The organism is Roseobacter sp. HKCC-CH-9351, assembly GCF_037830295.1.
In the GTDB taxonomy this organism is placed as follows: domain Bacteria; phylum Pseudomonadota; class Alphaproteobacteria; order Rhodobacterales; family Rhodobacteraceae; genus M30B80.
Genome location: NZ_JBBLYM010000001.1, coordinates 199,015 through 217,868, shown reverse-complemented (window position 1 = coordinate 217,868; position 18,854 = coordinate 199,015). Strand labels below are relative to the sequence as shown.

Here is an 18,854-nt window from a genome sequence, read left to right as displayed (position 1 = left end):
GAACCATCCTTTTCACAGTGGCCAAAGCAGAGGAATGGTCAAACAGACCACGACACCTAAGGATATATTCAAAGGGATACCCACTTTGAGATAGTCGGTAAAGCGATAGCCCCCAGGCCCGTAAACAAGCATATTGGTCTGGTATCCAATCGGTGTCGCAAAACAGGCAGAGGCTGCAATCATCACCGCCACGACCAAGGGGCGCGGATCCACCCCGATCGTCTGCCCAAGTGCGATGGCAATCGGGGCCATAATCACGGCGATTGCGTTATTGGACACCAGTTCCGTCAGAAGTGTTGTGATGAAATAGATTGTCCAAATCAGAACCACGGGCGGCACATTTTCAAGCCAAGGGGCAAGACTGCCAACCAAAAGCTCGATGGCGCCCGTGTGTTCAAGCGCTGCGCCAACAGCCAGCATGGCGAAAATCAAAGCCAAAAGCCGCCCTTCGACAAAAGAGAACGCTTCCTCTGCGTCAATGCAGCGTGCAATCAGAACCACGGCCATGGCTAAGACGGCCAAGGGCAAAATAGGGGCCAAATTCAGCGCGGCCAAAACCACGATGCCTGCCATAGCCAACAGCGCGATTGGAGCTTTCTCGCGGCGATAGGGGCGTTCGGACGGGGTTGAGACATCGACCATGTCCATGTCAGCTGCAAGGCGTTGGATGTCGGCGGGATCGCCCTCCAACAACAGGGTGTCGCCCACTTGCACGACCAAATCATCTAATTGCCGACCGATATTTTGGTTCCGCCGATGCGCTGCCAATGGGTAAACGCCATAGCGCCGCCGCAGGCGCATAGACCCGAGGGATCGGCCCACCATGCGGCACCCAGGTGTAATCAGAACCTCAACAGTGGTGGTTTCCACCGAAGACAGCTTATCAATCGTGCGCAGCTCTTTTGAGCTTTGCATCCCCAACAGCTCGGCCATCTCGGTGCGCAAAACCACGCGATCGCCCAACTGTAACGTGACCCCGTCCATGTTGCGCCGCAGCGAGGCATCCCCGCGCAAAACGTCAATCAAACGCACCCCGTCTCGGGTAAACAGCTCGACCTCGGTGACATTTTGCCCGATCAGCGCACTGTCTTCTGGAATGGCCACTTCGGTAAAGAATTTCATTTTGGCCCGATTGCCGCCCAAAAGCGTGGCCATAGAGGCGCGATCAGGCAGCAGATGCCGCCCGATTAAGGCAAGGTAAATCATGCCCCATGCGACCACGACAAGGCCAAGCGGGGTTACCTCAAAAATCGTGAAAGGCTCTAATCCCTGACTGCGCGCCACCCCATCGACCAAAAGATTGGTTGATGTGCCGATCAATGTCAGCGTGCCCCCCATGATTGCGGCATATGAAAGCGGGATCAAAAGTTTAGACGCAGATTGTTTGAGGATTTTCGCGACCTGCACGAAAATCGGGATCATGATGACCACAATGGGCGTGTTGTTGATAAAGGCCGAGGCCAAAGCCGCAAAACCAAGCAACAGCGTCACCGCCAATTTCGGATGCGTTTTGGCCGTGCTTTCCGCCAAACGCGTCACCCGATCAAGCGACCCTGTTCGCACCAAAGCCCCCATGACAATGAACATGGCCGCAATTGTCCATGGTGCGGGGTTCGACAAAACCGCCAAACCATCACTATAGGGCAAAAGACCCGTGATCAGGAGCAGGCCAACGACACCAATGGCCACCACCTCGGTCGGGTAGGTCTCGCGCAGGAATAGGATGAACATCCCAACCAAAATGATCAGGGTTGTAATCGCCTCACCCGTTGGTGTCAGTCCCAAGTCTAGCATTGGCACCCTCGCTTGTGCAGGCCAAGGTCAGCCCGCCCACAGCCCCATCTTCCCCATCTGATCAGGAGAGCGCAAGCACCCTATTCACGCAGTTGCCTGAGACAGCTTGCCGCCGACCCGCACCGCGCGCGCGACAGTGGCGCGGCCTGTGCGGTCATCGGTTTCAATGTATATCCCTGATAGGGTCGCCTCACCGAGGGCGGGGCTAAAACGCTCTTTTGGGATATGGGTCAAGAAACGGCGCAGCGGTTCGGCCTTATCCATCCCGATCACGCTGTCATAATCGCCGCACATCCCCGCATCTGTTTGATAGGCGGTGCCATTTGACAAGATCATCGTGTCTGCGGTCGGCACATGGGTGTGGGTGCCTACAACAAGGCTCGCGCGGCCATTGCAGTAATGGCCCATGGCCATCTTCTCGGATGTCGCTTCAGCGTGGAAATCCACAATGACCGCCTGCACCATGCCGCCCAAAGGATGCGACTTTAGGATCGGATCAAGGGCTGAGAAGGGATCATCATAGGGGTGTTTCATGAACACCTGACCCAAGGCCTGCGCAACCAATACTTTGCGCCCACCCGGTGCTGTGAAAATACGCGCGCCCTGTCCAGGCGCCGCTTTCGAGATATTCAGGGGCCGTATCACGCGCGGCTCATTTTCGATAAAGCCAAACATATCCTTTTGATCAAACGCATGATCGCCCAAAGTTATGCAATCAACCCCAGCCGCCAGAATATCTTTCGCATGCCCACCCGACAGTCCCATGCCCGAAGTGGCGTTCTCGCCATTCACAACAACGAAATCAAGTTTCCAGTCTTCGCGCAGACGCGGCAGATGGGTGGTGATGGCGGCGCGCCCCGCGCGGCCCATCACATCTCCTAAGAAAAGGCATTTCATGGGGAAACCCCTAGTCCCCTTTGGTGTTTTGCGCAAGCGCAGCATGGTGGAGGCCGCTTTCGGTGACGACCACATCCAAGGGTTGATCTGTTGGCTCAACGGGCAAGCCGCCAAATCGTTGGGCACTATAGGCAAAGCCAATCGCGCGCAAATTAGGCTTTGCTGCGCGCAGACCTTCTAGGCTGCGGTCGTAAAACCCGCCTCCATACCCAAGGCGCTGACCATGATCGTCAAAACCGACCAAAGGAACAATGACGATATCAGGGATCAGGCTTGCCCCTTCTGGCGGGATTTCTGCGCCAAAGTCCCCCGTGATCAACGGGCCATCATAAGCCCATTCTCGAAACAGCAGCGCTGCATCCTTGGCCACGATTACGGGAAGGCAGAGGCGATTTTTCTGCCCCAAACGTGCCATTGCAGGGCGGGGGTCTATTTCCGTGCGGATGGGCATGTAGGCGGCGATGATTGCCCCCTCGACTGGCCCGATTTCAGCCAAAAGTCGCGCGGTCGCGGCCTCAGGCGCAGGCCCTAATTCGGTATGGGCCAATTTACGCGCGGCGAAGGCAGATTTGCGCAAGAGCGCCTTGTCATCCGGGGTTGTCATTTTTGCCTCTTGCCTTTGCGCCGAAATCTTCATTCAACACGATCATAAGGTTGTGCAAGAGCGCAAGGATGTTTGCGCGCGACCATAACCCTGCATAAAGGCGACTTGAAGATGATGATGGTATTAGATCACGTGGCAATCGCCGCAGAAGACTTGGCTAGCGCTGAGGCAGAATTGACCGCGGCCCATGGCCTGACCTTTCAAGGCGGCGGTCAGCATATGGATATGGGCACTCATAATCGCCTGATTGGGCTTGGGCCTTCGGAATATTTGGAACTGATTACCCCGTGCCCAGACATTCCCGCACCTTCGCAACCGCGTTGGTTTGATTTGGATCGGTTCTCTGGCGCGCCGCGGGCGCGGTCTTGGGTCTGCGCAGTGACAGATTTGGACGCTGTTTTAGCGCAAATTCCCTTTCCTGTGGGCAAGGTCTGGAATTTGGGCCGTGGTGATCTGCGGTGGCGCATGACGATCCCTGAAGATGGGATTTTGCCGTTTGATGGCCTGTTCCCTGCGCTGATCGAATGGCAATCGGGCGGCCATCCTGCAACGCGCCTAAATGAGGTTGGGGTGCGGCTTGAGGCGCTCGCGCTAGAAACGCCACAGGCAGAGGCGCTTCGGGCCGCGCTTGCGCCTCTTTTTGCGGATACCCGCCTGTCTATCGCCAAGGCGGACGCGCCTAAGATTTCCGTAACGCTTGCGACCGAAACTGGCACTGTGGTTCTTTAAATTTTGGTTCTCTCAACAATCGACACCTTCAAAATGACCCTAGAAATTTGTCCCGCCCGTGCCGCACATATTCCTTCGATCCTTGAGATCTGGAACCATGTGATCCGTGACACGGCCTATACATTCACAATCACGCTCAAGACGGTTGAAGATGTGGAACATATTCTCACCGATCAATGCGCGCTTGTGATGGTCGAAGGGGCGCGGGTCATTGGGTTCGCGCGCTTTGGCCCGTTTCGTGGGGGGGATGGTTATAGGTTTATCGCAGAACATACGATCTTAATGGCCCCATCGGCGCGCGCATGCGGGCTCGGCCCCCGCCTCCTATCGGCGCTTGAGGACGAAGGGCGAAAGGCAGGCATCGCGCGTTTCGTTGCGGGTATTGGTGGCGAAAATGACATCGCGCAGAAATTCCATAAATCGATGGGATATACCGAAACGGGGCGGATGCCGCGCATGGGGTGGAAATTTGAACGCTGGCACGATCTGGTCTTGATGCAGAAAGATCTTTGAGTGGTGGCAAAAGCCCAAAAAACTCTGACAAGCCCTGCCAAACAAGCTATGGCTAGGCCCATGTCGATCTGGGCCAAAATAACGGATGCCATATCCGCCCTCGCCCGTGGTGAAAGCCTCTCGGTTCTGTTCGAGCGCCTGCGCCGTCCGCCCGAGCGCAGTGTGGCCTTTACCATCGCAGTCATCGCGCTTGGGGCAAAAATGGCCAAGGCGGATGGTCATGTCACCCGTGATGAGGTCGCAGCCTTTCGGCAAGTGTTCCATATTCCTGCGGCCGATACTGCCGCCGCTGCGCGTGTTTTCAACCTAGCGCGCGAGGATGTAGCAGGATTTCAGGATTACGCGCGCCGCATCGCACGGATGTTTGAGCCCGCCGCGCCAATTTTAGAGGATCTGCTTTCAGGTCTGTTTCATATCGCCCAAGCCGATGGTCACTATCACCCCGCTGAAGATGAATTTTTGGCGCGAGTTGCCGAGATTTTTGGAATTTCGCCTACGCGGTTTTCGGCCCTGCGCGCAACATTTATCCCAGATGCGCCACAAGACCCTTTTGCAATTTTGGGCATATCCCCTGAGGCCAGTGCAGAGGATATTCGCAGCCGCTATCGCGCGCTTGTGCGGGAAAACCACCCAGACCAGATGCAGGCCCGTGGCGTGCCACCCGAAGCGGTTAACCTTGCTGCTCATAAAATGGCGGCGATCAACCGCGCCTATGACGAGATTGTAAAATCCCAGACCCGACAGGGGGGATAGATGCGCTTCGCCAGCTACAATGTCGAATGGTTTGATGCGCTGTTTTCGGATGATGGCAGCTTGCTTGAAGATGGCACATGGTCATCGCGCTATAAAATCACCCGCGCGGATCAAGTGCGGGCCTTGGGGCGGGTTTTCATCGAGCTAGATGCCAATGCGGTGATGATCATCGAAGCCCCAGACACCAAGAAATCCCGCGACACAGTGCGTGCCCTTGAAAATTTTGCGGCCCGATTTGAGTTGCGCTGCCGTAAGGCTATCAAAGGGTTTGATAACGACACACAACAGCAAATTGCGCTTTTGTATGATCCTGATCAGATGGATGTGCACCATGATCCCGCAGCAAGCGAGGCCGCGCCGCGGTTTGACGGAAAATTCCGAATTGATCTCGATATTGATGCGCGCGCCGATGTGATTGGCTTTTCCAAGCCGCCGCTTGAGGTCGCAGTAACAACCGCCAAAGGCGCAATGCGCATGATCGGTGTTCATGTGAAATCCAAAGCCCCGCATGGGGCTCGTAGCCCCGAGGAGGTGATGCGCCTCGCCATCGCCAATCGGCGCAAACAACTGGCCCAAGCGATCTGGTTGCGTGCCCGTGTTGATGACCATTTAGCCGCAGGTGATCCCTTGATTGTGATGGGCGATTTCAATGACGGGCCAGGTTTGGATGAATATGAAAAACTGTTTGGGCGCTCCTCGCTTGAGGTTGTTTTGGGCTGCGATCTGCCGCGGGCGCAACAATTGTTTGATCCGCATGCCGCGCGCGCGTTGCAAAGCCTGACTGCGGCAACACAAACCAGCGCGCGGTTTTATATCCCAGAGGAAAAACGCTATCTGTCAGCGCTGCTAGATTACATCATGGTTAGCCCCGATTTGCGCGCAAAACGGGGGCAGTGGCGCATCTGGCATCCGTTCGAGGATGCCGCCTGCTATGCGGATATTGATCTGCGCACAGCGCTGTTGGTGGCATCCGATCACTTCCCCGTTGTGGTTGATCTTGACCTTTAACTTGGCGCCCTGAGAGGAAATCTGCGCCTTAGGGGTTGAGGGCGCGGGGTTTGCACCGCATATCTTGGGAAAGATATTTCGCAGTTTATCAAAGGCAGTGACATGACCCATCATACTGATCCCCGCCAATTCGATGCCCAGTCCGAGACAGGTGGCGGGGCATGGGCGGATTTGCCCGAATGGGATTTGAGCGACCTTTACCCATCGGTTGATGCCCCAGAACTCAAACGCGACATGGAATTTTTGACCAAAGAATGCGCGGCATTTGCCGCGGATTACGAGGGCAAATTGGCCAATCTCGATGCCAAGGCCATGATGGACTGCGTGCTGCGCTATGAAAAGATCGACATGGTGGCAGGGCGGATCATGTCCTTTGCAGGTTTGCGCTATTACCAAAAAACCACCGATGCAGGCCGCGCAAAATTCATGTCCGATTGTCAGGACAAGATCACCAATGCGACCACTGCGCTGGTATTCTTTAGCCTTGAATTTAACCGTTTAGACGAAGCCCATCTTGAGGCGTTGTTGGCTGCGAATGCCGAACTGGCGCGGTATCGCCCCGTCTTTGATCGGATGCGCGCGATGAAGCCCTATCAGCTGTCTGACGAGATGGAGAAATTTCTGCATGACCAATCGGTCGTGGGGGCGGCTGCATGGAACCGTCTTTTTGACGAAACGATCGCAGGCATGAGCTTTGAGGTGGATGGCGAAGTGATGGGGATTGAGGCCACGCTCAATTGCCTATCTGAGCAGAACCGCGCCAAGCGCGAGGCGGGTGCGCGCGCATTGGTAAAGGGGTTCGCTGCGCAATTGCCCCTCTTTGCGCGGGTGCACAACACTTTGGCCAAAGAAAAAGAGATCGAGGATCGGTGGCGCAAATTGCCCTCCGCGCAGGCGGCACGGCATTTGGCCAACCATGTCGAGCCCGAGGTGGTCGAGGCGCTGCGCAACGCGGTCGTGGCGGCCTATCCGCGCCTTTCGCACCGCTATTACGCGCTTAAGGCCAAGTGGCTGGGCCTTGAAACTTTGGAGGTCTGGGATCGCAACGCGCCGCTGCCGATGGAGGATGAGCGCATCGTGCCATGGATCGAGGCGCGCCGTATTGTGACCGAGGCTTATTCAGCCTTTGATCCGCGCATGGCCGAATTGGCCGAGCCGTTTTTCACCGATGGTTGGATTGACGCGGCGGTGAAAGAGGGCAAAGCGCCCGGTGCCTTTGCGCATCCCACTGTGGCCGATGCCCATCCTTATGTGATGCTCAACTATCTGGGGAAACCGCGCGATGTGATGACCTTGGCGCATGAATTGGGCCACGGGGTGCATCAGCGTCTGGCGGCAGGGCAGGGCGAATTGTTGTCCTTCACGCCTTTGACCTTGGCGGAGACGGCAAGCGTTTTTGGCGAGATGCTGACCTTCCGCAGAATGTTGTCTGAGGCCAAAGATCAAGCTGCGCGCAAGGTTATGTTGGCGGGCAAGGTTGAGGATATGATCAACACAGTCGTGCGGCAAATTGCGTTTTATGATTTTGAATGCAAACTCCATGCGGCGCGGCGCGAGGGGGAGTTGACCCCTGACGATATCAACGCGCTTTGGATGAGCGTCCAGGCCGAAAGCCTTGGGCCTGTGTTTAACTTCATGGAAGGCTATGAAACCTTCTGGGCCTATATCCCGCATTTCGTGCATTCGCCCTTCTACGTATATGCCTATGCCTTTGGCGATGGGCTGGTGAACGCACTTTATGCGGCCTATGAAGAGGGCCAAGACGGGTTCGAGGAGAAGTATTTTGATATGCTAAAGGCAGGCGGATCAAAGCATCACAAAGAACTGCTTGCGCCCTTTGGGCTTGACGCCTCTGACCCTGCGTTTTGGGATAAGGGCCTGTCGATGATTGAAAGCATGATTGATGAGCTAGAGGCGATGGAATAACCCCGCGCCACCACAGCCAAAGAAAAAGGGGCCGCGCGGATGCGTGGCCCCTTTTTTCTTACCCCGCCTTGACGCGGATTGCGTCAATCGTTGCTTGGGTTTCTACCGCATCCTCAAGTCGCCATTTGAGCGCGGCACCATCCAAAATGGCCGCATTTAGATTTTCCACCTGCAACACATATTGATTGACCTTGGGGAAGCGGATTTCGCGGCGCTCCATCCCTGTTTCAATCACGAGGCGGGCCTGGTCGAACACGCCCGCATTATAGGGGGTTGGGACGCGTAAAACCCCATCGCTGCCGTGGAAGGTGACCTCTTGGAACGGGTGCATCCGCATTGAGGTGAGCCATTGCGCATCAAACCCATCAAAGCCTGCACGCGCCTCTGCGGTAACTTCACAATCGCCCTCATATTCGATTTTCGCGTCATAAATCTCGCGTAAGGTTCCACCTGTTGCAAAACGGGTCGAGCCGATGGTGTAAACCCCGATATCGGGCAATGATCCCCCACCCATGGCCGCCTTATTGCGGATGTTCTGGGTATCGGCCGCATTGTTATAGGTAAAGGCTGCACGCGCGCGCTGCAGCTGCCCCAATTGGCCCGATGCAATAATCTCTCGGGCCATTTGCCATTGCGGGTGATGCACGATCATAAAGGCCTCGCTTGCAACCAGACCTGATTTATCTCGGGCTTCGATCAAAGGTTGGATTTCGGGCGCGGTCATTGCGGTTGGTTTTTCAACCAAAACATGCTTGCCCGCTTGGAGGGCTTTGATCCCCCATTCAACATGCATCGTATGGGGCAGCGGAATATAGACCGCGTCAATCATCGGATCCACCAAGAGCGCGTCATAGCTGTCATGCACCTTCAGGTCAGGGGCGATCTGAGTAAAGGGCGCGGCCTTGTCGACATCGCGCGTGGCAATTCCCGCCAAACGCCCACGCCCCGCCAGATGCAGCGCAGGTGCCATCTCGTTTAGTGCAAAATTGGATGCGCCCAAAATGCCCCAATTGACGTAATGTTCCATTCTGTCCCTCCCTTATATGCCGAAACCCTAGCGCCAAGCTGTGGCGCATGCAAAGTGCAATCATTTGATTTAGCGCAAAGACTGCTGCCTGTCTGGGGATTTACATGGGGCGTGACTGTAATGGTAAAAGGACGCGAACCGATGTCGAACACCCCGCATGAACTGGCCGAAGATTTTCCGCAGGATGCTGAGAAAATCCATGAGCTGAAAACCCAAAACGCGCACTTTGCAAAACTGGCGGCTGACTATCACGAGGTGAACCGCGCCGTGCATCGTGCCGAGACAGGTGTTGAGCCATTGGAAGAATTGGCTGAAATGGCGCTACGCAAGGAGCGGATGCGTCTCAAAGACGAAATCGCCGCCATGTTGGCGGCGGCGTGATCGAAGATTGAAAATTTGGGGGCGGGCCTGATTGGCCCCCCGTCTTAGCCCTCAGCAGTGCCTTCGACCTGCGCCTGAAACCGTTCAAAGAATTGATCAGCCATTTTAGTGGCAAAGCTATCAATCAAGCGCGAGCCAAGTTGCGCGATTTTACCGCCAACTTTGGCCTCAACCTCATAGGTCAGTTCGGTGCCACCGCCCTCGGCATCGGATAAGGCCACTTTCGCGCCCCCTTTGGCAAAGCCCGCAACACCGCCTTTGCCTTCGCCTGTGATCGTGTAGCTTTCAAGCGGAACGATATCGGAAAGCGTGACCTCGCCCCTAAAGGTTGCTGAAACAGGCCCAACCTTCTGTTTGACTGTAGCGGCGAAGCCTTCCTCAGGGCTGCCTGTCAATTCCTCGCATCCTGGGATGCACGCCTTGAGCACCTCGGCGGAATTCAGCGCCGCCCAAACGGTTGCGCGGTCTGCGTTCAAAATACGAGAGGCTGCTAATTCCATGGATGTCATCTCCGTCACTATGTTGCGAAAACCCTATATCCCAGGGCGGTCAGCCGTCAATTCTGCATGGTCTAAGTTTCGAGGCGATAGGGCAGTGTGCCGCGTTCATGCGGATCAACGCGCAGTTTTCCTTCGAGAGGCGGCACAGAGCGTTGGTGACAATTTTGCCGTTCGCAAATGCGGCAAGAAATCCCGATGGGCTGATAGGCCCCATCATCATCCAAGGGCATGCCATCGGCATAGATCAATTCCTTGGCATGTTTCACCTCGCAGCCCAAAGAGATCGCAAAGCGGCGCAGCGGTGCGCCCCATGCCCCGCCTGATTTCGAAACATCCCGCGCCAAAATGAAATAGCGCACCCCGTCAGGCGTTTCGGCCAATTGACGCAAGAATTGGGTAGGTGTTTCAAAAGCCTGATGGACATTCCACAAAGGGCAAGCCCCGCCAAAGCGCGCGAATTGAAAGCGTGTCGCAGAATGGCGCTTGGTGATCGTGCCTGCTTGATCGACACGGGTAAAGAAAAACGGCACCCCTTTGGCCCCTGGTCTTTGTAGGGTGGCCAGACGATGGGCAACTTGTTCAATTGAAGCGCCAAACTGGATCGACAGGCGTTCTAGATCATGGCGGGTGGTGCGCGCGGCCTCGGCAAAACGGGTATAGGGCATTAACACAGCGCCCGCGAAATAATTGGCCATGCCGACTTGGGCAATGGCGCGGGCTGTCTCCGATTGGAACCGCGCGAAATCAAGCGTTGCGTCCAACAACTGCGCCTGCCCCAAAAGCGCGTATTGATGCAGCAATTGAAAGCGCTGTGTTTCGGGCGCGGCGCGTGGCGACAGCGTTAAAACGCGGGTTTCGGTGTCATAGCGGCGCAATCCCTGATCTGTCGCGCGCCGAATTGTGACGCCTTGCGCGGCCAACATGGCCTCGGTATGCGCGGCCAGGTCCCCTTGCGCTTTCGCGGCAAAACGTTCGGCGGCATGATCCACGGCATCAATGTAATTGTCGCAATAATGGAAGAAATCCCGCACCTCCTCCCAAGGCGAGGGGGCAGCGCCGCTGCCATCGCGCCCCAATGCCTCATCCAAGGAGGCGAGGCGCTCTTGTGCCTGACGATAGGCGCGATGCAGGGATAGAAAACTACGGGCAAGCGCGGGCGCGTTTGAGGCGGCCAGCCTTAGATCGGTCAGCGCAGGTTGGCCATCCGTGAAAACGGGGTCTGCCAAGGCCTCGCGCATATCAGAGATCAGGCGTTCCGCATCGCCCGAGGTCAGTTCAGTCACATCAAAACCAAATTCCTGCGCCAAGGCCAAAACAACCACAGTCGAAAGCGGGCGGTTGTTGTTTTCCATTTGGTTCAGATAGGGCAAGGAAATGCCAAGCTTGGCCGCGAAGTCCTTCTGCGTCAGTTCAAGCCTTTGACGCAATTCGCGCAATTTCGCGCCAACATAGAGCTTGCGTGTATCTTGGCCATTCGCGCGCATGGATTTGCCCCTTGGTTGGCTTTGCAAACCCTATTTTGCCAATTTGCAAGATTGCGCGCAAGCCTCACACGCGGGCACGGATCCCCTGATAGGCGAGAGCGGCGATCCCGCCAACAGCGGCAAGGCTCAGTGATGGATCACTTTGCCATTGCGAGACAATCACGCCAACCAAGGCCCAGATCACGGCTATCGGATAGGTGATGACCCTGAGCCGCGTGGTCAAGGCGGAGGCGGTGGCAAGCGCCCCCAAAAGACCCGCCCAACTTGCGATCTCGCGGGGCACTATGCCAAAGCCCGTTAAGGTTGTTGCAAGCGCCACAAACCCTGCCGCCGAGAGCCACCCCGCGTATAGGCCCAAAGGCGCCCGCGCCCATGAAGTTGGGCTTATCGGTGCGCGCAAACAGGCCAGAACGGCGGTGATCAGCATGACGAAGATAAGGATCGTGGCCCAAATCGGACTGCGCAGCGCCACCTCAATCCAGATTGCGCCAATGCCTGCGCTAACGATCAGGTGCCAGCGCATGGCATCCCAGTTTGGATTGTTGGCGTGACGCCACAGCCCATAGCCCGCGCTTGCAATCAGCCACAGGTAAATGACCCCCCAAATCGCAAAGGCATAGCCCGCAGGTTGCACAGGCGGGGTGCTGACATCATAGGGCAGGGTTGCGGGGTCAAATCCTGTGAAAGGCGCGGTTAAAAGCGGCGCGCCTGCAAAGGCCAAAACCAAGACCAGCGTGACAGCGGCACGCAATGTTATGGGGTTTAGGCCAGAGTTAGCCAAGCGTGCCATCCGCCAAAAGCCGTGTTTTGCTGCCCAAATAGGGGTGCAGCGCCGCAGGCAGGGTGACGGAGCCATCTGCCTCTTGCCCATTTTCAAGCACTGCAATCAAACAGCGCCCAACCGCAAGGCCAGAGCCGTTGAGGGTATGCACAAATTCAGGCTTGCCGCCGCCTGATGGGCGGAAGCGCGCATTCATGCGGCGTGCTTGAAAATCTCCGCAGCTTGAGACTGAGGAAATCTCGCGATAGCAATCCTGACCCGGAAGCCATGCTTCGATGTCATAGGTGCGCACCGCGCCAAAGCCCATATCGCCCGTGCAGAGCGTGACAGTGCGATAGGGGATATTGAGCGCCTCTAAAATGCCCTCAGCACAGCGCAACATCCGCTTTTGTTCATCATCCGAGTGATCGGGATGCGTGATCGAAACCATTTCAACTTTTTCGAACTGGTGCTGACGCAGCATTCCCGCCGTATCGCGCCCTGCGCTGCCTGCTTCAGACCGAAAACACAGGGAATGCGCGGTATAGCGCATTGGCAATGCGGCCTCCTCCACAATTTCGCCTGAGACGATATTGGTCAGCGTCACCTCGGAGGTTGGGATCATCCACCAGCCATTGGTGGTTTCATAACTGTCGTCCCCGAATTTCGGCAATTGGCCCGTGCCGAACATTGTTTCAGGGCGCACAAGGACAGGGCCGTTCATTTCAGTCAGGCCGTTTTGATCGACATGGGTGTCGAGCATGAATTGCGCCAAGGCGCGGTGGATCCGCGCCACAGCACCCCCAAGCATCACAAAGCGCGAGCCTGACAGTTTTGCGGCTGTCTCAAAATCCATGCTTGGCGCAACAGAGGCCAACTCAAAATGCTCTACAGGTTTGAAATCAAAGCTGCGCGGGGTGCCCCATTTGTGCAATTCCACATTGTCATTCTCATCCGCCCCATCGGGCACATCAGCGGCGGGCGCGTTAGGGATCGTGGCCAGCATATCGCGCAAAGCCGCATCACGGGTCTTGGCCTCGTCCTCAAGGCGGGCAATCTCGTCTTTCTTTTCTGCAACAAGGGCGCGCAGGCGCTCGAATTCAGCCTCATCACCGCGGGCTTTGGCCGCCCCCACATCTTTTGATGCGGCATTGCGTTCGGCCTGCGCCGCCTCGGATGCCGTGATGCAGGCGCGCCGTGCCTCGTCCAACGCCAGAATTTCCGCAGATAGTGGGGCGAGACTGCGGCGCGCAAGGTTTGCGTCAAATTGTGCAGGGTTTTCACGAATGGCGCGGATGTCATGCATTGGATTTGCCTTTATCTCAGAACGGGGCGCAGGTTCCCTTTTGGGCGGTATGCAATATTGCGCGGCGCGGGGAAAGGGGGTGTTACAATTCTTGGCGCCCCAGGGGCTGACAGCACTGCATCTTATACCCATATAGGGCGCGATGGCAGGATTGCCGCAGGGCGCAGTTGCAGTATTGGCCTGCCTTGCGCTTCGGGCGGGGGGAAAGTAACGTGCCGCCAAATTGAGGGGCCTTGGATCATTATACACCCAAGGCCGCCAACCATCTGCCCGATCTTGGGTGAATTTGATCAAGCCTCCGCCGCCGCGGGCGCGAATATAAGGATAGACCGACCATGGAAGCATTTGCACAATTCGTGCCGCTGATTTTGATCTTCGCGATCATGTATCTGCTTTTGATCCGTCCCCAGCAGAAAAAAGCCAAAGAGCATCAGGCGATGGTTGCCGCCCTGCGCCGTGGCGATCAGGTTGTGACCGCAGGCGGTATCATGGGCAAGGTAAGCAAAGTGAAGGATGAGCGCGAGGTCGAGCTTGAGATTGCAGCGGGTGTAAATGTCCGCGTTGTGCGCAACACCATCACGCAGGTTGTTTCAAAAACAGAACCCGCCAAAGAATAATTTTCGACTGACCAAGCCCTGCCATTTGGCGGGGCTTTGTGTGAGAAAAGGCTAAGATATGCTCGATATCCCGCTATGGAAACGCATCCTGATTTGGGGGGTGGTTCTGGTTGCACTGGCTTCGGCCGTTCCAAATTTGGCCTATGATCGGGTCGAGCGTCACAATGATGCCCTTGCTGCCCTCGAAGGTGGCGCGCCCTCTACGCCTGAACTCGAAGCGGATTTGGCGCTTTGGCCGTCTGTTCTGCCCTCAAGCCTTGTTAATCTTGGGCTTGATTTGCGCGGTGGCGCGCATCTTTTGGCTGAGGTGCGGGTTGAGGATGTCTATGCCGCACGCATGGACGCGCTGTGGCCCGAGTTGCGCGATGCCTTGCGCGATGCCCGCGATGAGGTCGGCCCCATTCGCCGCACCGATGCCCCCGCAGGCGAATTGCGGGTGCAATTGGGTGAGGCTTCGGGCATGGCCCGCGCGGTGGAATTGGCCCGCGGTTTGGGCGGCCCTGTTGTCAGCCTAACAGGTGTAGGATCAGCCAGCCTTGAGGCGCGCGGCGAGGGCGATGTGCTGATCGTCTCGCTCTCTGAGGCGGAGAAGATCGCAACCGATGATCGCACTATGCAGCAATCTGTGGAAATTGTGCGCCGCCGTGTGGATGAGGCAGGCACCCGCGAGCCGACAATCCAACGCCAAGGCGAAAATCGGATTTTGATCCAAGTCCCTGGTGTCGGCTCTGCACAAGAGTTGAAAGACCTGATTGGCACCACGGCACGCCTGACCTTTCACCCTGTCATCACCCGCACCAGCGACCCTGAGGCCCGTGTGGACGCGCGGCAACTGCTGCTGCCCTCCATGGATGAAGAGGGCGCGTATTATATTCTGGAAGAAACCCCTGTGGTGACGGGCGATGATCTTGTTGACAGCCAACCCGGTTTTGACGCGCAAAATGGCCAACCCAATGTCAGCTTCCGCTTTAACCCGCATGGCGCGCGCCTCTTTGGGGAATATACATCCGCTAATGTCGGTGCGCCTTTTGCCATTGTTCTGGACAATGAGGTTATTTCAGCGCCCACAATCCGTCAGGCGATCACGGGCGGCTCTGGTCAGATTACAGGAAGTTTTACGGTCGAAAGTTCGACCCAATTGGCGGTTCTTCTGCGCGCAGGGGCCTTGCCTGCTGAGATGACCTTCCTTGAGGAACGCACCATTGGCCCTGAATTGGGGGCTGATAGTATCGCAGCGGGTCGGATTGCCGCGATTGTGGCCTTTGTGGCGGTGCTGCTGTTCATGCAGGCGAGCTACGGCCTTTTCGGCCTTTTCGCCAATATCGCGCTGCTGATGAACGTGGCGATGATCTTTGGTATCCTAAGCCTTGTGGGTGCTACCCTGACATTGCCGGGGATTGCGGGGATCGTCCTGACGATTGGTATGGCGGTTGATGCCAATGTGTTGGTCTTTGAACGGATCCGTGAAGAATTGAAAACTGCACGCGGCCCCGCCCGCGCGATTGAACTAGGCTATGATCGTGCGATGTCGGCGATTGTGGATGCCAATATCACAACCTTCCTAATCGCGGTGATCCTGTTCACCCTTGGCTCTGGCCCTGTCAAAGGCTTTGCCGTCACTTTGGCCATTGGGATCATCACATCTGTTTTCGCTGCGCTTTATGTGACGCGGGTCATGGTCGTGACATGGTTCGAACGCGCCCGCCCCAAAAAGATCGAGGTCTGATATGAAACGTCTGAGACTGGTTCCAGAAGTCACCAATATCGACTTCTTCCGTCATGCCCGTATCACCTTTGGGGCCTCTGTGGTGGCGGTGTTTCTGTCCATTGGGATTTGGTTCGCGCTTGGTCTGAATTTTGGGATTGATTTTTTGGGTGGCACGACCATCCGCGCCGAAAGCTCGACCCCTGTCGATGTTGGGGCCTATCGTGAAGCCCTCAGCCCGCTGGGCCTTGGCGATATCGCGATTTCCGAAGTGTTCGATCCAAGCTTTGGCGAAAACCGACATGTGGCCATGATCCGAATTCAGGCACAGGCGGGTGAAGAGTCTGTTACGCCCGAGATGATCGCGGCGGTTGAAGCCGCGTTGCAAACCATCGCCGCTGATATGACATTCCCATCGGTGGAATCCGTTGGCCCCAAAGTCTCGGGTGAATTGATCGCCACAGCCCTCATTGCGGTGGGCGCGTCCCTTGCGGCGATTTTGATTTATATTTGGCTGCGATTTGAGTGGCAATTTTCGGTGGGTGCAATTGCGGCGCTGGTGCATGACGTTCTGCTTACCATTGGCCTCTTTTCCCTTCTCCAAATCCGTTTCGATCTGGCGACCATTGCCGCGATCCTGACGATAATCGGTTATTCGATCAACGATACTGTGGTGATTTTTGACCGCCTGCGCGAGAATTTGATCAAATACAAAAAACGCGATTTGCAGGATGTGATGAACCTATCGGCCAATGAAACACTCAGCCGCACCTTGATGACATCTGGCACCACCCTTTTGGCGCTTTTAGCGCTGCTTGTTCTGGGGGGGGATGTGATCCGCAGCTTCGTTTTTGCGATTTTCTGGGGTGTCATCGTTGGCACCTATTCCTCGATCTATGTTGCAAAGAACGTGGTGTTGATGATTGGCGTAAAGCGCGATTGGACAAAACCAGACCAGAAGGCAGGCACGACCTTCGCGGAAAAAACCTAATCCGAAGGGGGGCGTATTTCCAATGGAACTTAACGAGGTGCGCTATTATGGCGGCATGCCGATTGACGGATATGGCGCAGGCTTTTTCCGCATTGACGGGGCGGTCTATCACGGCGCTCAGCTGATCTTGCCCAATGGGCGGCAAGATTGGGGCGGCTATGATAATCCCGCGCCCCTGCTTGCAGCGGCGGGTTTAATTGATGTTTTGCTGATTGGCACAGGGGCGGAGATTGCGCATATCCCCGCCAAACTACGCGCGGCACTTGAAGGCGCGGGATTGGGTGTCGAAGTGATGAGCAGCCCTTCAGCCGCGCGCAGCTATAATGTGCTGCTTGGCGAGGGGCGGCGCATCGGTGCGGCCCTGCTCCCTGTTTAGGCAACCTCTCTAAACACGGCGTTCAATGCGCTGTTCAGCTTGTCGCACATTTCGCCCATTTGCTCATTGGTCAGATTGAACGGCGGACACAGAACCACGGACTGTCCCAAGGGGCGGCAAATCAAGCCGTGATCCGTGCAGGTGTTGGCGATGCGCTCACTGACCGATAAATCAGAGGCAAAGGGGGTTTTTGTGGCGCGATCCTGCACCGCCTCAAGCGCCCACATATAGCCGATCCCGCGCAACTCGCCGATATTTGGGTGCTTCGCGATCTCGCGAAGACCTGCTTCCATGCGGGGTGCACCGATCTTCACCATATCGGCCAATCCCTCGTTCAGAACCACATCGATTGCCTTAAGCGCAACGGCGCAGCCCACAGGATGGCCTGAGGCGGTGAAGCCGTGCGGAAATTCCTCGACTGGGTCGATGGTGGCTTGCAGTCGCGCGGATAATTCTGGCCCTAAAATCACTGCGCCCATCGGGAAATAGCCTGCGGTCAGCACCTTGGAGGAGATAATCGCATCAGGCACAAATTGGTAAGTGTCGCATCCCCATATGTTGCCCGTGCGACCAAAGCCGCAGATCACCTCATCTGCGATGAGGGGGATGTTATGCTTGCGCAAGATCTGTTGCAAGATCTGGAAATAGCCTGCTGAGGGGGGGATCACGCCGCCTGCACCCATGACGGGTTCTGCGAAAAACCCTGCGATTGTGTCGGCGCCTTCCCGCGCGATCACCTCCTCCAATTCTGCGCCAAGGCGGGCGCTGAATTCTGCCTCGGTTTCATCTGCGCGCCCTTCACGCCAGTAATGCGGACAAGTCAGGTGGATGAACCCCTCCATCGGAAGACCAAAGAGGCTGTTGTAAGGTTTGCCTGTCATCGAGGCTGAAACCGCGGTGACGCCATGATAGGCATTCTTGCGGGTCAGAATCTTGCGCCCCTGTGGCCGCCCCTCGGCCTGTGTCATGAACCATAGCATCTTGACCATGGTGTCATTCGCCTCAGACCCAGAATTGGTATAAAACACCTTGCCGCTGTCAAAGGGGGATACCTCAATCAGACGTTCAGAGAGGGCAACAGTCTGATCTGACATCCGCCCAAAAAAGGCGTGATAGCCAGGAAAGCGGTCATATTGTGCCTTGGCGGCCTCGGCCAAACCTTTGTGATCAAACCCCGCCACCATATTCCAAAGGCCAGAGTTCGCGTCCAAATAGCGTTTGCCGTTTGTGTCGAACACATAAGGCCCCTCGCCATGGGTTAAAACGACAGTGCCACGATCCCGAACGGATGGCAGATCGGTAAAGCCATAAAGACTATATTCTGCAGCGCGGGCTTCCCATGAATTGAGCGGGCTATGATCATGCGCGGGCATCTGGTCACTCCTTCAAGCGTGTCTGTGCAGAGGCTAGCGCCGCATCTGCGCTGCTGCAATTGGGCAAACGCGCCAAAGCCATAATAAAAAGCCCGCGCAAAATTGTGCGC

At 56.4% G+C, this 18,854-nt stretch carries 19 protein-coding genes; 10 read left to right on the top strand and 9 right to left on the bottom strand.

Translation table 11 applies throughout. The annotated features are described in order from the left end of the window. Window positions 1–12 precede the first annotated feature (12 nt). From AAC632_RS01120 to AAC632_RS01110, 3 genes are all read right to left on the bottom strand, one after another. Window positions 13–1,794: an SLC13 family permease gene (locus AAC632_RS01120; protein ID WP_340298520.1), complete on the bottom strand. Its 1,782-nt coding sequence runs from the start codon at window positions 1,792–1,794 to the stop codon at window positions 13–15. An 84-nt stretch (window positions 1,795–1,878) separates the two neighbouring features. Next, window positions 1,879–2,691, bottom strand: coding sequence for a TIGR00282 family metallophosphoesterase (locus AAC632_RS01115; protein WP_340259917.1), 813 nt, complete (start codon window positions 2,689–2,691; stop codon window positions 1,879–1,881). A gap of 10 nt (window positions 2,692–2,701) precedes the next feature. Further along, a complete protein-coding gene (locus tag AAC632_RS01110) occupies window positions 2,702–3,295 on the bottom strand; it encodes a 5-formyltetrahydrofolate cyclo-ligase (protein ID WP_340298521.1) in 594 nt (197 codons plus the stop codon). A 111-nt stretch (window positions 3,296–3,406) separates the two neighbouring features. Here AAC632_RS01110 and AAC632_RS01105 point away from each other — a divergent pair, with 111 nt between their 5' ends. From AAC632_RS01105 to AAC632_RS01085, 5 genes are all read left to right on the top strand, one after another. Further along, window positions 3,407–4,024, top strand: coding sequence for a VOC family protein (locus tag AAC632_RS01105; RefSeq protein ID WP_340298522.1), 618 nt, complete (start codon window positions 3,407–3,409; stop codon window positions 4,022–4,024). Window positions 4,025–4,057: 33 nt separating this feature from the next. Further along, a complete protein-coding gene (locus AAC632_RS01100) occupies window positions 4,058–4,537 on the top strand; it encodes a GNAT family N-acetyltransferase (RefSeq protein WP_340298523.1) in 480 nt (159 codons plus the stop codon). Between the two features lie 60 nt (window positions 4,538–4,597). Continuing rightward, window positions 4,598–5,290 carry a molecular chaperone DjiA gene (locus AAC632_RS01095; RefSeq protein WP_340299847.1) on the top strand — a complete coding sequence of 231 codons (693 nt, stop codon included), beginning with the start codon at window positions 4,598–4,600 and terminating at the stop codon, window positions 5,288–5,290. Then, on the top strand, window positions 5,291–6,298 hold the full coding sequence (locus AAC632_RS01090) for an endonuclease/exonuclease/phosphatase family protein (protein ID WP_340298525.1): 1,008 nt from the start codon (window positions 5,291–5,293) through the stop codon (window positions 6,296–6,298). Window positions 6,299–6,400: 102 nt separating this feature from the next. Continuing rightward, window positions 6,401–8,224 (top strand): M3 family oligoendopeptidase, encoded by a 1,824-nt coding sequence (locus tag AAC632_RS01085; protein ID WP_340298526.1) that lies wholly within the window; start codon window positions 6,401–6,403, stop codon window positions 8,222–8,224. A gap of 58 nt (window positions 8,225–8,282) precedes the next feature. On the opposite strand, the gene AAC632_RS01080 is transcribed toward AAC632_RS01085, so the two are convergent. Further along, entirely contained in the window at window positions 8,283–9,251 is a 969-nt protein-coding gene (locus AAC632_RS01080; protein WP_340298527.1) for a Gfo/Idh/MocA family protein, read from the bottom strand. A 141-nt stretch (window positions 9,252–9,392) separates the two neighbouring features. On the opposite strand from AAC632_RS01080, the gene AAC632_RS01075 reads away from it, so the two are divergent. Continuing rightward, window positions 9,393–9,632 (top strand): YdcH family protein, encoded by a 240-nt coding sequence (locus tag AAC632_RS01075; RefSeq protein WP_317655531.1) that lies wholly within the window; start codon window positions 9,393–9,395, stop codon window positions 9,630–9,632. A 44-nt stretch (window positions 9,633–9,676) separates the two neighbouring features. Here the strand turns inward: AAC632_RS01075 and AAC632_RS01070 are convergent, their stop codons facing one another. The 4 genes from AAC632_RS01070 to serS form a co-directional block, all read right to left on the bottom strand. Then, a complete protein-coding gene (locus tag AAC632_RS01070) occupies window positions 9,677–10,132 on the bottom strand; it encodes a CoxG family protein (protein ID WP_340298528.1) in 456 nt (151 codons plus the stop codon). A gap of 71 nt (window positions 10,133–10,203) precedes the next feature. Next, the gene (locus AAC632_RS01065) at window positions 10,204–11,616 is read right to left on the bottom strand and encodes a helix-turn-helix domain-containing protein (protein WP_317655529.1); all 1,413 of its coding nucleotides are present in this window, start codon (window positions 11,614–11,616) and stop codon (window positions 10,204–10,206) included. Between the two features lie 64 nt (window positions 11,617–11,680). Further along, entirely contained in the window at window positions 11,681–12,406 is a 726-nt protein-coding gene (locus AAC632_RS01060) for a hypothetical protein (RefSeq protein WP_340298529.1), read from the bottom strand. Then, on the bottom strand, window positions 12,390–13,682 hold the full coding sequence (gene serS / locus AAC632_RS01055) for a serine--tRNA ligase (RefSeq protein WP_340298530.1): 1,293 nt from the start codon (window positions 13,680–13,682) through the stop codon (window positions 12,390–12,392). Before serS ends, AAC632_RS01060 begins: the two co-directional genes overlap by 17 nt. Window positions 13,683–14,017: 335 nt before the next feature. On the opposite strand from serS, the gene yajC reads away from it, so the two are divergent. From yajC to AAC632_RS01035, 4 genes are read left to right on the top strand one after another with little or no spacing between them, the layout of a single operon-like run. After that, a complete protein-coding gene (yajC, locus tag AAC632_RS01050) occupies window positions 14,018–14,299 on the top strand; it encodes a preprotein translocase subunit YajC (RefSeq protein ID WP_340254518.1) in 282 nt (93 codons plus the stop codon). Between the two features lie 58 nt (window positions 14,300–14,357). Next, on the top strand, window positions 14,358–16,025 hold the full coding sequence (secD, locus tag AAC632_RS01045; RefSeq protein ID WP_340298531.1) for a protein translocase subunit SecD: 1,668 nt from the start codon (window positions 14,358–14,360) through the stop codon (window positions 16,023–16,025). A 1-nt stretch (window position 16,026) separates the two neighbouring features. Then, on the top strand, window positions 16,027–16,995 hold the full coding sequence (gene secF / locus AAC632_RS01040; protein ID WP_340298532.1) for a protein translocase subunit SecF: 969 nt from the start codon (window positions 16,027–16,029) through the stop codon (window positions 16,993–16,995). A gap of 22 nt (window positions 16,996–17,017) precedes the next feature. Continuing rightward, window positions 17,018–17,371, top strand: coding sequence for an Mth938-like domain-containing protein (locus AAC632_RS01035; RefSeq protein WP_340298533.1), 354 nt, complete (start codon window positions 17,018–17,020; stop codon window positions 17,369–17,371). Here AAC632_RS01035 and AAC632_RS01030 read toward each other — a convergent pair. Further along, window positions 17,368–18,744, bottom strand: coding sequence for an aminotransferase (locus AAC632_RS01030; protein ID WP_340298534.1), 1,377 nt, complete (start codon window positions 18,742–18,744; stop codon window positions 17,368–17,370). The genes AAC632_RS01035 and AAC632_RS01030 overlap by 4 nt on opposite strands. Window positions 18,745–18,854 lie beyond the last annotated feature (110 nt).

What these genes read in the sequence shown, in the direction of transcription:
- AAC632_RS01105 (WP_340298522.1), top strand. Translation starts at nt 3,407, where the DNA reads ATGATGATGGTATTAGATCACGTGGCAATCGCCGCAGAAGACTTGGCT.
- AAC632_RS01075 (WP_317655531.1), top strand. Translation starts at nt 9,393, where the DNA reads ATGTCGAACACCCCGCATGAACTGGCCGAAGATTTTCCGCAGGATGCT.
- AAC632_RS01080 (WP_340298527.1), bottom strand. Translation starts at nt 9,251, where the DNA reads ATGGAACATTACGTCAATTGGGGCATTTTGGGCGCATCCAATTTTGCA.
- AAC632_RS01115 (WP_340259917.1), bottom strand. Translation starts at nt 2,691, where the DNA reads ATGAAATGCCTTTTCTTAGGAGATGTGATGGGCCGCGCGGGGCGCGCC.
- AAC632_RS01085 (WP_340298526.1), top strand. Translation starts at nt 6,401, where the DNA reads ATGACCCATCATACTGATCCCCGCCAATTCGATGCCCAGTCCGAGACA.
- secD (WP_340298531.1), top strand. Translation starts at nt 14,358, where the DNA reads ATGCTCGATATCCCGCTATGGAAACGCATCCTGATTTGGGGGGTGGTT.
- secF (WP_340298532.1), top strand. Translation starts at nt 16,027, where the DNA reads ATGAAACGTCTGAGACTGGTTCCAGAAGTCACCAATATCGACTTCTTC.
- AAC632_RS01100 (WP_340298523.1), top strand. Translation starts at nt 4,058, where the DNA reads ATGACCCTAGAAATTTGTCCCGCCCGTGCCGCACATATTCCTTCGATC.
- AAC632_RS01065 (WP_317655529.1), bottom strand. Translation starts at nt 11,616, where the DNA reads ATGCGCGCGAATGGCCAAGATACACGCAAGCTCTATGTTGGCGCGAAA.
- serS (WP_340298530.1), bottom strand. Translation starts at nt 13,682, where the DNA reads ATGCATGACATCCGCGCCATTCGTGAAAACCCTGCACAATTTGACGCA.
- yajC (WP_340254518.1), top strand. Translation starts at nt 14,018, where the DNA reads ATGGAAGCATTTGCACAATTCGTGCCGCTGATTTTGATCTTCGCGATC.
- AAC632_RS01070 (WP_340298528.1), bottom strand. Translation starts at nt 10,132, where the DNA reads ATGGAATTAGCAGCCTCTCGTATTTTGAACGCAGACCGCGCAACCGTT.
- AAC632_RS01110 (WP_340298521.1), bottom strand. Translation starts at nt 3,295, where the DNA reads ATGACAACCCCGGATGACAAGGCGCTCTTGCGCAAATCTGCCTTCGCC.
- AAC632_RS01120 (WP_340298520.1), bottom strand. Translation starts at nt 1,794, where the DNA reads ATGCTAGACTTGGGACTGACACCAACGGGTGAGGCGATTACAACCCTG.
- AAC632_RS01035 (WP_340298533.1), top strand. Translation starts at nt 17,018, where the DNA reads ATGGAACTTAACGAGGTGCGCTATTATGGCGGCATGCCGATTGACGGA.
- AAC632_RS01090 (WP_340298525.1), top strand. Translation starts at nt 5,291, where the DNA reads ATGCGCTTCGCCAGCTACAATGTCGAATGGTTTGATGCGCTGTTTTCG.
- AAC632_RS01095 (WP_340299847.1), top strand. Translation starts at nt 4,598, where the DNA reads ATGTCGATCTGGGCCAAAATAACGGATGCCATATCCGCCCTCGCCCGT.
- AAC632_RS01030 (WP_340298534.1), bottom strand. Translation starts at nt 18,744, where the DNA reads ATGCCCGCGCATGATCATAGCCCGCTCAATTCATGGGAAGCCCGCGCT.
- AAC632_RS01060 (WP_340298529.1), bottom strand. Translation starts at nt 12,406, where the DNA reads ATGGCACGCTTGGCTAACTCTGGCCTAAACCCCATAACATTGCGTGCC.